Genomic DNA, 11,128 nt, shown 5'->3' on the forward strand with positions numbered 1-11,128 from the left:
CCCTGAAGGAGAAGCTCATGGCTGACCTGAAGCTCCACCTCACCGACGGCCGCACCTGCACCGTCTCCAACGCTGGCGCGTCCGGCACGATCGGCAGCGTCGTCGAGGCCTTCCTCGCCGGCCAGCAGGGCGTGTTCACCGTGACCGTCGACGACACCGTGCGCCAGTTCCATGTGCAGGACCTGGCCGGCATCGAGGTCGTTCGGTGACCGCCGCCCTGCGCCACCTGGCGTGCCCGTTCTGCCCGCACACGACCGCGTTCACCGACCCGGACGTCGACGAGGACTCCGACCCGGACGCGGCGTTCGGCGACCTGCTCAGCCACATCCGGTGGGAGCACGGCGACCAGGATCAGACCCCGGCCGTGCTGTGGCCGAAGATCAAGGAGAAGCGGTGAGCACGCCGCTGCCGGCCGGCGCGCCCTCGGCCGCCGTGCTGCGCCTCGCCGAGGACAATCCCGGCCTGCTCGTCGACCCGGGCCTGGCCGGCCGGCTCGGCCTCGACGGGCCGGCCTGACGCTGCTGCCAGTCTGGACGCAACTGGCGCCAGACTGGCAGTTCAGAAATCCTCGATGACCACCGTGTCGACACCGTCGCTGTACGCGTCCGGGGTTCGGGTCGCCACATACCACGCCTGGCCGCGTGCGACGAGAAGTGCCGCCGCACCCGACCCGGGGCCGCCGAACAGGGCCGCCGCCGAAGCGTGCGCCTTCCACTCATCCGCATCCAGCCCGACAACGACAACCGACGGGTGGCCGGTGAGAACGTCCAGCATCGGCCATGCCGCCTCGTCCAGCTGGACGCCCGCTTCGATGAGGCAGATCGCGGGGACGGCGACAGCCGCTTTCTCCTCCGCGACCTCGCCGAGGAGTTCACCGAGGCCCGTGGACCCCGCCACGTAGGCGAGCACGGTGGAGGTGTCGAGGGTGAGCTGGGCGTTGATCACCGGGAGGTGATGCGGGCCAGCAGTGCCCGGCGGCGCTCTTCGCGCTGCTCCGGCGTCCACCGGGTGGCGAGCTCGTCGAGCTTGGCCCGCATCCGGGCCCGGCCGGCGGCGGTGATCAGGACGCCGCGTTCGTCCAAGTAGTCGCCTCGGGTGTCGGGCTGCTGGTCGGCCATACGTTCGACCATACCGGGTCGGCCCGACCCGGTCACGTGGTCATGTGGGCGCGGCGGCGGGTTGCCACCGGCGTCAGGTCGCCGACGTCGAGCCCGTGCCGGTGCAGCAACTCCTGCAGCTGGCTGGTCGTACACCAGTGCTTGGCACCCCACGGGTCGACGGCGCGATGCCACATGCGGTCGCCGGAGTCGTCGAGGTCGCACCACACCGCCTCGACCCGCCACCCGTCCGCGTGCAGCACCGCCTCCACCATCAGCCCATGATCGCTCGACGTTTTGGCAGGTCAAGGGTGCCAGGCGAACTACAAGGCTGGAATTCACTGGAGCGCCGACGCGGAAGCGGTCAGCGGACTGGCCAGCCGCCGCGCACCCCTCGGACCGTTCAGGCGGCCAACCGTCCAGTTGCCAGGTGTCCGCCGCCTCGGAAGGATCGGGGATCCGCAACCGAGGAGGTTCACCGTGCGCCGCCTGCTGCCACTCGCCGCCCTAGCCCTGCTCACCGCATGCGGCAACAGCAGCAACCCGGAGGCATCCGCTACAGCAGCGCCCACACCCGGCGTGTACAGCCCCGGACCCGGCGTCGTTGTACCCAGCTACACCCCATCCGTGTCGCCATCGAAGCTGGTGGTCACCTGGCGGAACTGCGACCCCCAGAAGAGTCAGATCCTCCAACCCAACAGCGACGCCTGCGAAACCTCATTCGCTGTTGACGCCTGCCAAGCCTCGAAAAGTCACGGAGATGCGCTGCTCGAGGTGTTCATCGAGAACAAGGGTGAGGTCGAGGAGGCCGACCTGCAGGACTGCCCGCAGTATCTGCCGACGTGGCGAAAAGCGCAGCGTGGATTCGCCGACGGCACCCACCTCGTTCCCGAGGACGTCCAACCGGGCACGTATCAGACACTCGGCGGCGTCCAAGATTGTTATTGGGAGCGCAATGCGGGCGGGAAGATCCTGGCGAACAACTTCATCACCGGGGCAAGGTCGGCGCGGGTTACCGTCCAGAAAGGCGACGAGACCCTGGTGACCCGGGGCTGCGGCGACTGGCTACCGGCCTGACGCGCCGGCCAGCCGCTATCCTCAGGGTCACCTTGCGCGCCCCTCGCAACCCGGACGGTGACCGTGACTCTGCAGCGCTACGAGATGCAGCTCCGCCGAAACCAGCACAAAGAGCGCCTTGACCCGTTCAGCCGCACCGTCGACCTCGACGACCCCGCGCAGCTGTCCACCGTCGAAAGTCTCCTCGTCAAACTCCTCGCCGACGCTGTGAAACGTAGCGGCGGGAAGATCAGCAACCTGCACGAGTACGACCTGCAGCTCCGGAAAGCCGGCAGCGGCCACGTCGAGCTGACGTTCGTGGCGCACGTATCCGAGGTAGACGAACGGGACCGCTAACCGGCCTCGGCCGCCCGTTGCGCCCAGCGCGGCGCCACGATGCCACGGTAGGTGTCCGTGAGCGCCTGCAGGATCGTCTCCAGGCGGTCGCGCTCCTCGGCGGTCAGCAGTGAGTCGTCCTCGATCAGGCTGGCCAGCTCGACCAACGTCGGGGGGATAGCCCCCCGTCCGCCGTGGCGCACGCCGCCAGTCCAGCGCGCCACAAGATCGGTGACGGGCACGTCGAGGGCGTCGCCGAGTCGCTGTAGCGTGCGCACGTCCGGCGTGTACTCGTCGCTGTAGGTGAGACGGCTGACCGTAGCGGCACTGATGCCGGTGGCCTTGACCAGGTCGAGCTGCCGATGCATGCCCTTCTCGGTCATCCGCTTGAGCAGGTAGAACCCGAATTGCGTGGGTCCACGCTCGCCGTCCGCCATGCCGCCAGTATGCCGCGCGCCCACACAGAAGATGGCGCAGCCCTCGCCGCGCGAAGTGACTTCCGCAGAATGATGCTAAGATCGCTTCCATGAAAGCAGGATCAACCGTCGAGAGTGGAATCCACCTCCGGTGGGACCGCCTCCAGGAATTCATGGGCGAGCTGAGCCTCCTGTCCGTCGAGGGGCAGGCGCGGCAGCTTGAGATGCGCCCGCTCAACCTTCACCGCGCCAAGCACGACAACCGCGTCGGCGACCGCACCATCGTCGAGATCATGGCTGGCACTGCTGCGATCGCCCGGCGACGCCGCGCGAAGGCGCCCAAGTTCGAGGACCTCTTCGAGATCCGCCTGCCGGCCCGTCCCGAGTCCTGACAAGCAGAAGGCCCGGCGCGGTCTGACCACCGCATTGCCGGGCCCGGATTGGACTAGGGAGGTCCAACCATCATGCTCGCCCCCGAGCATACGACGAACACAACCAAGACCGCGACACCGCGGCGGTGCCCGTGAGCAACGCCGAGGAGCCCGAACACCTGCAAACGCTCCACACGCGGTTCCGCCGCTGGCTCGGCGACAGCTACGACCTCGGTGCCATCGACGCCACCTGCGCGACAGCGGCAGTGGAGCAACTCGACGGCGACCCGTGCTGGCTCATCCTCATCTCCGGCTCCGGCAATGCCAAGACTGAAACCGTCATGGCACTCACCGGAGCAGGGGCACTCACGAGCTCGAAAGTCACCGGCGAAGCCGCCCTGCTGTCCGGTACGTCAAAGAAGGAACGCTCCGCCAAAGCCACCGGCGGTCTGCTGCGGCGCATCGGCGAACGCGGCATCCTCGTCCTCAAGGACTTCACCAGCATCATCAGCATGAACAGTGAACGCCGCAACGAAGTCCTCGGCGCACTCCGCGAGGTCTACGACGGACACTGGGACCGCGAAGTCGGTGCCGACGGCGGCGTCATCCTCACCTGGGACGGCCGGATCGTCGTCGTTGCCGCATGCACCACCGCGTACGACTCGGCGCACGGCGTGATCGCAGCGATGGGTGACCGGTTCGTGCTGTACCGCATGAACTCCTCGGCGACGGTGGTCCGGCTCGCCGCCGGCCGCCAGTCGCTGCTGAACGTCGGCGACGAGTTGCAGATGCGGGCAGAACTTGCCGAGGCGGTCGGCGACGTGCTCAAGCACGTCAACCCCGAACTCGCCGTCCTCAGCGAACAGGTGCAGGACGATCTGCTTCGGGTCGCGAACCTGATCACGCTCGGCCGCACCGCCGTCCAGCGCGACTACCGAGGCGACGTCGTCAGCGCCGAAGCGCCCGAGATGCCGACCCGCTTCGCGAAGATGCTGGCGCAGATCGTGCGGGGCGGGCTGTCGCTGGGCATGACCGAGGAGTACGCGGTGTCGATTGCTGTGCACGCCGCAGGCGACTCAATGCCGCCGCTGCGGCTGGATGCGCTCTGGGACGTCTACCAGCATCCGGGCAGCACCTACACGCAGGTCGCGAAGCGGCTCCAGAAGCCCCGGACGACGGTCGACCGGGAGCTTCAGGCGCTGCATCTGATCGGGCTGCTGCACCAGGACGACGCCCCCGATGGCGGTCAAGGGTGGCGGTACGTGATCAGCGGCGAGGTCGAGGTGCCGGTGCTGGAGCGGGTGTGGTCCAGAAGTGCACCGGCGGACGTGCCCAGAAATCCCCAATCTGACGCACTGGCGACGTCGCAGCAGCCGTCTCTTCTTGAACCCAAAAACCCGAGGTTGGGGATTTCTGGGCACGTCGCGAGGGCGTCAGCCAGCAGTGAGCGACCACTTGACTACGTTGGGTGCGCAATCTGTGGCGAGAGCCTTGACCCGCGCCTCGGCGCCACAACGCATCCAGGATGCGAACGCAGAGCCGCATGACGGCCCGGACCGCAGCGCACAGGCCACCTCCGGGCCAGACCGTAACGACGCCGAGGAGCCGCGAGCATCAGCGCGCGCGAACCTCCCGGCACGCGACATACACGCCACATTGCCCCCGATCATCTTGACGAACGGACGAAACGATGACTCTCGAGAAGACCGAGGACTGGCAGCGACTCGGACAGGCGGTCGTAGCGCGACGCGTCGAACTGGGCATGAAGACGCGGCAGTCGTTCGCCGCCGCGGCGTTCATGTCGGAGCGCGTCCTGGCCGAGATCGAAAAGGCCAGGCGCTCCAACTACGACCCAGCCACGATCGCGCGCCTGGAGCAGGCGCTCCGCTGGCCCTTCGGTACCGCGCGCAGCATCGTTGCTGGCGACGCCGAACCGCCGTCCGGCCCGCCGCCTAGCCCACGGGTCAACACCGGCAACGCCCTCGACCGGCTCGCCGCCCTGCTCGACCCCCGCGGACCTCTGGACCTGCAGGCGCGCACCGCGCTGGAGACTGCCCTGGAGGCGCTGGCCAGCCTCGCCGAAGCGCAGGCCAGCCCTGAGATCTGCCGCCCTTGAGGCAGGTCACGACGAAACCGCCCCGGCTCCGAAGAGCGCGGGGCGGTTCGCGGCGAAGCCCTGGCGGGCCTCAGCGTAACGTCGCCAGCTGCCGCTGGGCCAGCAGCAGCGCGCCGAGGGTCTCCAGGCCATTGATCGACCGCCCGATCTCCGCGATCGCCTCGCCCAGCGGCATCGTCACCACCGACATGTCGAAGTACTGCTCAATCTCCGTGTCCAGCTGCGCGGCGCCAGACTTGAAAACCGGTGAAGCCAGATAGAGGTGCGAGTAGCCGGCCGTCTCTGAGGGGCGGGCGTAGAACGCGCCGAGCGGATGCAGGTGGCCGGCGTCGGCGAGATCGTAGCCGGTCTCCTCGACAAGCTCGCGCAGCGCCGCCTTGTCCAGATCCTCGCCCTTGGACACGATTCCGGCCGGCAGCTCGAGCGTGTCCCGCTTCAGGTTGTGCCGGTACTGCCGAACCAGGACCACGCCGCCGTCGGCAGTGATCGGGACGACGACGACCGACGACGGATTGTCCGTGTAGAACCAATCGATGATCGCCCCGTCGGGCATCCGCAGCTGCTCGCGCACCCACCGCTTCGGAGTCTCGAGGATCACCTCGGACTCGATGAGCTCGGCGTCGCGCATCTTCGCGGTCCAGTTCGTCATGCTGCGGCCTGCTCCTTGGCGTCGTCCCAGAGTTGGTGGAAGTGCTGCTCGTAGGTGCGGAACATCTGCCCAGCAGGTGTGGACTCGAGCAGGAATGTCGGCGAGTCGCCGCCGGTGAGGTAGCGCAACGCCGGGGTGGTCAGCATCCGGTTGTCGCCGCGGACGATCGACGCGGTCGGCGGCACGTCGTAGGTGCGGATGTGCATCCGCCCGCCGCAGCGTGCCGCCATGCGGTGGAAGCGGTGCAGGGCACCTCGGATGCGCGCAGCGAGGGTTCCCGGCGGGCTGCCCTCGGCGGCGTCGATGTCGGCGATGCCCGGGTAGTCGGGGTTGAGAAGCAGGATGCGGATGTCGCAGCCGCGGCCGGCGGCGTCCCGGAGCAGGCGCGGCACGTCAGCGTCATTGGCGTAGCCCTGCTCGGAGAGCCCGTACAACCACAGGTACTCCTGGCAGTCGCGGATCATGTCTTGCCATTCCGGGCGGGCCAGGTCGCGGCGTGCGGCCCACGCGTACACCACGTCGGGGTCGCCGCCGAGTCCCTGCGGCAGTTCGGCGGCGCCAGCGGCCCGTGCGAGATGTTGGGCCGCGAGCAGGACGTCGCCGGGCGGGACCGCGCCGGTGGTTTCCCATCCGCGGACCGCGGCCGAGGTTGGGGTCCAGCCGAGATGTTCGGCGAGGGTGGCGGCGAACTGCCCTTCGGTCTGCTCGAGCACTCGCCGGACGGCGGTGATGGTGTTCCGTGCCGAGCTGGCGAAGTCGTGGCGGCGGCGGAGTTGGATGACGTTGTTCGGTGTGGCGTCGGGCATGTGGTGTCCCGTCCTGAGCGCGGTCATGCCGATCGGGCGGTTCTGCCTCCGGCCCGGCGGGGGGCGGTGGCCGGCTGCTGCTGGGGGTTGGTGAGGCCGAGCTTGGCGTACAGGTCCATGATCTGGCTTTGCAGGACGCCGAGCTGTTCGCGCAGGTCGGCGAGGTCGGGGGTGATCTGCCCGTCGATCTGGTCGGACATGCGCTGCACGGTGGCCGCGACCTCGTCGAGCCGGGCCGGGATGTCCGGCGGGGGCGGGATGTCGCTCGGCTTGCGGCGAACTTCGGTGCCGATGCCGGGGGTGACGTTGACGATGCCTTCGTCGCGGAGTGAGTACACGGCGTTGCGGGCGACGCCGACCTTCACGCCGTAGGTTTCGGCGAGGCTGTCGTAGGAGGGGAGCGCTCCGCCGACGGGGTAGACCTCGCGTTCGATCTTGTCCTTGAGGTCGTCGGAGATCCTCCGGTACCCGACCGGGCCAACGCTTTCCCCTGCCATCCACCCCTCCACCCTGTCCAACACTGTTCACCCTGTCGTGACAGTTCAGCACAGTTTGGCGCCGCAGAAGAAGTCCGGGCGTCGTGTCGTGGTTGACCGCACTGCATGCACTGTGTCACAGTGTATGCAGTGAACCGGTTGTCGATCAGGCGACCCAGACCCAGATCAAGGAGGCGTGGTGGAGGTTTTGGACCACACCGCCGGCGAGACGCCAAGTCCCGTTGACGTGGCCCTCGCCTTCCGCGCCGCAGTCCAGCAGCGGCAGACCCTGAGCCCTGACGAGTCGCGCAAGTACCGCAGCGCCGTCCGCGCACTCCGGTGGAGTGAAGGGCGTCAGCGCAGCTGGATTGCTCGCCTGCTCGGCATATCGCCGTCCGCCGTGACGAAGCTCCTCGGCCCCAAGCCGAAGACCACTCAGACCACGGAGGCCGCCGCATGACCACTGCCGTGATCCCCGTCGACTTCCACACCCGCCGCCGCGCCGTCCCCCAGCCGGCCGAGCCGCGCATCGTCGCGACGCCCGGCTGGGGCCCGTGCCCGCTCCCGTGGTGCGCTGAGCAGCCCGGCGGGCCCGGCTGCCACGGCGGCGACACCCACATCGCGCCCGGCGGACACCAGATCATCAGCGACCGCATCCACACCCGCACCGTCGAGTACGTCACCGGGACGGACGCCGAGGGCGGCGACATCACCGCCTCCGTCACCGTCACCGGCTACGAGGACCGCGACAGCGGCGTCTACGACGTCGAAATCACCCTCCTCGTCGGCGACGTCGCCGCCCAGCTCACCCCGGCCGCCGCCGGCGACCTGTTCGCCGGGCTCGGCGCTGCCATCACCCTCGCCCAGAAGCCCCCGGCTGCCGTCCGTCCCCCGTCGGGCGGCGGCCGGGCCTCCACCGGAGCGACGGCGTGACCCTCACAGACCCCCGGCCGCCGTCACAAGGCGGCGGCTGGGCTCCAACGTCCGGCCGGGGAGCAGCGTCCCCCGTCGCGCCCCCGGCCGGGCCTAACCCGTGGAGGAGGTGACCACGATGAGCACGCCAAGCACTGACCGCCCCAAGGGCACCGGCCCGTTCTACCTCGTCGCGCTCGTGTGCTCGGGCCTGTCCCTGGACACCGCGGCCCGCTACTTCCACGGACACATGGGCATCAACGGCCTGCCCATCCACGGCATCTCCGCCGAACTGGCCGCCATCTGCGGCGTCGGCGAACTGACCCTGGTCGCCTGCGGCTACGCGATGCGGCACAGCGTCCGCCGCGACGGCAAGCCCGGCGCGGCCCAGCTCGTCGCCTTGTCCATGTGCTCGGCGGCGACGTTCATGGCGATCGCGCTGGACGGCCCGGTCGCCGGCGCGCTGCGGGCGTTCTTCGGCCCGATCCTGGCCCTGATCACTCTCCACCTGGCGCTCGGCATCGAGGTCAAGGTCCACTCCGGCGTCAAGACGGGCACGTGGGCGCGGATCGTTGCCGAGTTCCGGGAGCGGTTCCTGTCCCGGCTCGGCCTCGGCGACGACGAACGGAAAGCCGCCGAGCGGACCCGCGACCGGGCCCGGGACAAGGCAGCCCGGCTCGCGACCGCGACCGGCTGGGTGCCGCGGCGCACCCAGCGTCTCGCGAAGGCCGTCCGCGCGTCGGGCGCCACCCTCGACCCGGTGCAGCGTGACCGACTCGTCGAGCAGGTGGCGGTGCTGCGGAGCGTCGCCGACCTGGCGGAGATCAAGATGGCGTCGCCGTGGGCTGCCGTCGCGGCGGAGCGGGACCGGCACCCCCAGGGTTCCGGCACCCCCGGCACCCCGGTTCCGGCCGACCCGCAGCACCCCGGCACCCCTGCCGCGCAGGCGCCGGCACGCCCGGTTCCGGCACCCCCGACACCGGGGTGCAGCACCCCTACCGGGGCACCCCTGAACGGTGCCAGCGCCGGGGGTGCTGCACCCCTGTCGGTGGGTGCCGGAACCCCCGTCCTGCACCCCGGCACCCCTACCGCGAGCACCCCGGCACCCCGGGCCAACGGCACCGGTTCCGGCACCCCGGCACCCGCCGTGACCAGCGGCGGCACCCCTGACAGCACCCCCGGCGACGACGAGCTGCTGGCGGTGCTGCGGGACCCGGCGAGGGTGCCGCGGAACCCCGACGGCACCGTGCCGACGAAGCGGGCGATCAGGGTGCTGGGTGTCGGACGCCCCCGGGCGATCCGGCTTCTCGACACCCTCGGGCTGCGCCAGAACCCCGACCCCGATGACGGTTCCGGCACCCCCGGCGGCACCCCCGCCCAGGACGGTGCCGGCACCGGCGACGACGACCCTGACCGTGTTCCGGCACCCCGGATCAACGGCAACCGCCCCCTGATCGGAGCCGCGTCATGACCCCCGACTACCGCCGCGCCGCCCACGTGGCCGGCATCGTCGCCGGCTCGTTCGCGGTCGTGGCGCTCGCCGCGGACCGGGCCGGCTGCACCGTGCAGGGCTACACCGGCATCGCGTTCGGTGGCGTCGCGTTCGGCGCGGCCGTCTGGTACGCCGCGCTCCACGACCGTCAGCAGCGCATTGCCGCAGGTCAGGGGGCGTGATGGCGCTCAAGGGCACCCCGGCGGAGCGGCGTCAGCAGAAGGCCGACCAGCGGCGCGCGAACGAGATCGCGTTCCACCGCCAGGCGGGGATCGCCGCGCAGACCGGCCACGAGAAGGTCATCGCCGCGACGCAGGCGGCGAAAGCCGCGTCGAAGGGGCTCACCGACGGGGCGGCGCGGGAGCTGGCCCTGCACATCGTGCAGCTTGTCGAACGGTTCGACGTCGCGGAGAACAGGAGGCGGCCGTGACTATCAGTGACGCGTATGCGGTGGAAACCGGATCCGGAAGCCGATCCGGAAGCCCTGCCGTGGCGGTCGAGAAGGCGCGCGCGGGCCCGAGCCCGCGCGCGAGAGTACAGCCACTCTCCGTCATGGTCAACACGTTCGATGGCTGGGGCCGGCAGGCCCTGGCCGACCTGCGCGACGCGTGGTGGACCCCCGCCGCTCTGCCCACCTTCAGCACCGCGTGGGCGGAGCGGATGCCGGACCGCGACCGCGTCCCCGGCGGCAACACCGCCCTGTATGCCGGCTGGATCGCCTACAACCACACCGTCGGCCTCGCGGTGCCGCTCGCGGCCCTCGCCGTCGTCGGTGTCCTGACCCCGCTGCTGTGGATCGCCCGGCACCCGGCCCGGCTCCTGCTCGCCGCGGTCATCACGACCGCACTCATCGCAATCGCAACCAACTAAAGGAGGCACGCCATGGGACCCGGTGGCGGTTTCAACAAGGCCAAGGGCATCAAGGCCCTCGCCTGGATCTCGTTCATCCTCGCCGTGACCGGCGGCGCCGCCGTCGCCGGCACGTTCCTCGGCGACTGGGTGTCCGGCCTGATCGGCTTCTTCCCCGACTGGGTCGGCATCGTCATCCTCGCCGGCGCGTTCACCGCGATGGCCATCGACCTGTTCGTCGACGGCATCCCCAACCAGGTCGCCCTCTACACGGCCATGGTGCTGCCGTCCGTGGCCCGGGCCGTGCCGGGGAAGCTCGGCGACACCGTCACCGACCTGTCCCGGCAGCTGCTCGGCTCGGTCAACGGGGCGCTCGGCGTGTGGCTGGGCACCTCCTCGGCGATCGGCCTGGCGATCACGTGCGTGGTCGTGTCGCTGCTGATGGCCCGCCGCGTCGTCACCAAGGGCAGGTAGGCCGGCGGTGGAACTGCTCATCGGCGCCGCCGTCTACGCGCTGATCATCCAGAAGTTGTGGGCGGCGGCCCGCACCGA

The 11,128-nt window shown here is 70.1% G+C and carries 22 protein-coding genes; 15 read left to right on the top strand and 7 right to left on the bottom strand.

Annotation, left to right across the window (positions count from 1 at the left end; genetic code table 11):
• The first annotated feature begins 17 nt into the window (after positions 1-17).
• The 3 genes from ACQEVU_RS57445 to ACQEVU_RS57455 are packed head-to-tail and all read left to right on the top strand — an operon-like array spanning position 18 to position 516.
• Positions 18-209 carry a hypothetical protein gene (locus tag ACQEVU_RS57445; RefSeq protein WP_433339659.1) on the top strand — a complete coding sequence of 64 codons (192 nt, stop codon included), beginning with the start codon at positions 18-20 and terminating at the stop codon, positions 207-209.
• Entirely contained in the window at positions 206-397 is a 192-nt protein-coding gene (locus tag ACQEVU_RS57450; RefSeq protein WP_433339660.1) for a hypothetical protein, read from the top strand. Before ACQEVU_RS57445 ends, ACQEVU_RS57450 begins: the two co-directional genes overlap by 4 nt.
• Complete coding sequence (locus tag ACQEVU_RS57455) at positions 394-516, top strand: hypothetical protein (protein ID WP_433339661.1); 123 nt, start codon at positions 394-396, stop codon at positions 514-516. Before ACQEVU_RS57450 ends, ACQEVU_RS57455 begins: the two co-directional genes overlap by 4 nt.
• Positions 517-558: 42 nt before the next feature.
• On the opposite strand, the gene ACQEVU_RS57460 is transcribed toward ACQEVU_RS57455, so the two are convergent.
• From ACQEVU_RS57460 to ACQEVU_RS57470, 3 genes are read right to left on the bottom strand one after another with little or no spacing between them, the layout of a single operon-like run.
• On the bottom strand, positions 559-945 hold the full coding sequence (locus ACQEVU_RS57460; protein WP_433339662.1) for a hypothetical protein: 387 nt from the start codon (positions 943-945) through the stop codon (positions 559-561).
• Complete coding sequence (locus ACQEVU_RS57465) at positions 942-1,118, bottom strand: hypothetical protein (RefSeq protein ID WP_433339663.1); 177 nt, start codon at positions 1,116-1,118, stop codon at positions 942-944. The genes ACQEVU_RS57460 and ACQEVU_RS57465 overlap by 4 nt, the downstream gene beginning before the upstream one ends.
• A gap of 32 nt (positions 1,119-1,150) precedes the next feature.
• Complete coding sequence (locus ACQEVU_RS57470) at positions 1,151-1,372, bottom strand: hypothetical protein (protein WP_433339664.1); 222 nt, start codon at positions 1,370-1,372, stop codon at positions 1,151-1,153.
• 205 nt (positions 1,373-1,577) lie between these two features.
• Between ACQEVU_RS57470 and ACQEVU_RS57475 the strand changes: the two genes are divergently transcribed.
• Both ACQEVU_RS57475 and ACQEVU_RS57480 read left to right on the top strand, forming a co-directional pair.
• The gene (locus ACQEVU_RS57475) at positions 1,578-2,174 is read left to right on the top strand and encodes a hypothetical protein (RefSeq protein ID WP_433339665.1); all 597 of its coding nucleotides are present in this window, start codon (positions 1,578-1,580) and stop codon (positions 2,172-2,174) included.
• A 57-nt stretch (positions 2,175-2,231) separates the two neighbouring features.
• Positions 2,232-2,510: a hypothetical protein gene (locus ACQEVU_RS57480; protein ID WP_433339666.1), complete on the top strand. Its 279-nt coding sequence runs from the start codon at positions 2,232-2,234 to the stop codon at positions 2,508-2,510.
• On the opposite strand, the gene ACQEVU_RS57485 is transcribed toward ACQEVU_RS57480, so the two are convergent.
• Positions 2,507-2,926, bottom strand: coding sequence for a helix-turn-helix domain-containing protein (locus ACQEVU_RS57485; protein ID WP_433339667.1), 420 nt, complete (start codon positions 2,924-2,926; stop codon positions 2,507-2,509). The two genes, ACQEVU_RS57480 and ACQEVU_RS57485, sit on opposite strands and share 4 nt — an antisense overlap.
• Before the next feature lie 89 nt (positions 2,927-3,015).
• On the opposite strand from ACQEVU_RS57485, the gene ACQEVU_RS57490 reads away from it, so the two are divergent.
• From ACQEVU_RS57490 to ACQEVU_RS57500, 3 genes are all read left to right on the top strand, one after another.
• Positions 3,016-3,297, top strand: coding sequence for a hypothetical protein (locus tag ACQEVU_RS57490; protein ID WP_433339668.1), 282 nt, complete (start codon positions 3,016-3,018; stop codon positions 3,295-3,297).
• Between the two features lie 131 nt (positions 3,298-3,428).
• A complete protein-coding gene (locus ACQEVU_RS57495; RefSeq protein WP_433339669.1) occupies positions 3,429-4,823 on the top strand; it encodes a hypothetical protein in 1,395 nt (464 codons plus the stop codon).
• 143 nt (positions 4,824-4,966) lie between these two features.
• Positions 4,967-5,392 (top strand): hypothetical protein, encoded by a 426-nt coding sequence (locus tag ACQEVU_RS57500; protein WP_433339670.1) that lies wholly within the window; start codon positions 4,967-4,969, stop codon positions 5,390-5,392.
• Positions 5,393-5,462: 70 nt separating this feature from the next.
• Here ACQEVU_RS57500 and ACQEVU_RS57505 read toward each other — a convergent pair whose 3' ends face one another.
• Genes ACQEVU_RS57505 through ACQEVU_RS57515 form a run of 3 tightly spaced genes read right to left on the bottom strand, consistent with a single transcriptional unit; the run spans position 5,463 to position 7,344 of the window.
• Positions 5,463-6,041: an NUDIX hydrolase gene (locus ACQEVU_RS57505; protein ID WP_433339671.1), complete on the bottom strand. Its 579-nt coding sequence runs from the start codon at positions 6,039-6,041 to the stop codon at positions 5,463-5,465.
• Positions 6,038-6,847 carry a DUF5919 domain-containing protein gene (locus tag ACQEVU_RS57510; RefSeq protein ID WP_433339672.1) on the bottom strand — a complete coding sequence of 270 codons (810 nt, stop codon included), beginning with the start codon at positions 6,845-6,847 and terminating at the stop codon, positions 6,038-6,040. The genes ACQEVU_RS57505 and ACQEVU_RS57510 overlap by 4 nt, the downstream gene beginning before the upstream one ends.
• A 23-nt stretch (positions 6,848-6,870) precedes the next feature.
• A complete protein-coding gene (locus tag ACQEVU_RS57515; protein WP_433339673.1) occupies positions 6,871-7,344 on the bottom strand; it encodes a GntR family transcriptional regulator in 474 nt (157 codons plus the stop codon).
• Between the two features lie 178 nt (positions 7,345-7,522).
• Here ACQEVU_RS57515 and ACQEVU_RS57520 point away from each other — a divergent pair, with 178 nt between their 5' ends.
• From ACQEVU_RS57520 to ACQEVU_RS57550, 7 genes are all read left to right on the top strand, one after another.
• On the top strand, positions 7,523-7,783 hold the full coding sequence (locus tag ACQEVU_RS57520; RefSeq protein WP_433339674.1) for a hypothetical protein: 261 nt from the start codon (positions 7,523-7,525) through the stop codon (positions 7,781-7,783).
• On the top strand, positions 7,780-8,256 hold the full coding sequence (locus ACQEVU_RS57525; RefSeq protein ID WP_433339675.1) for a hypothetical protein: 477 nt from the start codon (positions 7,780-7,782) through the stop codon (positions 8,254-8,256). Before ACQEVU_RS57520 ends, ACQEVU_RS57525 begins: the two co-directional genes overlap by 4 nt.
• Positions 8,257-8,374: 118 nt before the next feature.
• Positions 8,375-9,706 carry a hypothetical protein gene (locus tag ACQEVU_RS57530; RefSeq protein ID WP_433339676.1) on the top strand — a complete coding sequence of 444 codons (1,332 nt, stop codon included), beginning with the start codon at positions 8,375-8,377 and terminating at the stop codon, positions 9,704-9,706.
• Positions 9,703-9,909, top strand: coding sequence for a hypothetical protein (locus ACQEVU_RS57535; RefSeq protein ID WP_433339677.1), 207 nt, complete (start codon positions 9,703-9,705; stop codon positions 9,907-9,909). The genes ACQEVU_RS57530 and ACQEVU_RS57535 overlap by 4 nt, the downstream gene beginning before the upstream one ends.
• Positions 9,906-10,157, top strand: coding sequence for a hypothetical protein (locus ACQEVU_RS57540; RefSeq protein ID WP_433339678.1), 252 nt, complete (start codon positions 9,906-9,908; stop codon positions 10,155-10,157). Before ACQEVU_RS57535 ends, ACQEVU_RS57540 begins: the two co-directional genes overlap by 4 nt.
• A 122-nt stretch (positions 10,158-10,279) precedes the next feature.
• The gene (locus ACQEVU_RS57545) at positions 10,280-10,597 is read left to right on the top strand and encodes a hypothetical protein (protein ID WP_433339679.1); all 318 of its coding nucleotides are present in this window, start codon (positions 10,280-10,282) and stop codon (positions 10,595-10,597) included.
• Between the two features lie 12 nt (positions 10,598-10,609).
• Positions 10,610-11,050, top strand: a complete 441-nt coding sequence (locus ACQEVU_RS57550) for a hypothetical protein (RefSeq protein ID WP_433339680.1) — start codon at positions 10,610-10,612, stop codon at positions 11,048-11,050.
• Positions 11,051-11,128: the final 78 nt, after the last annotated feature.

This window comes from Dactylosporangium sp. CA-139066 (assembly GCF_050936175.1).
In the GTDB taxonomy this organism is placed as follows: domain Bacteria; phylum Actinomycetota; class Actinomycetes; order Mycobacteriales; family Micromonosporaceae; genus Dactylosporangium.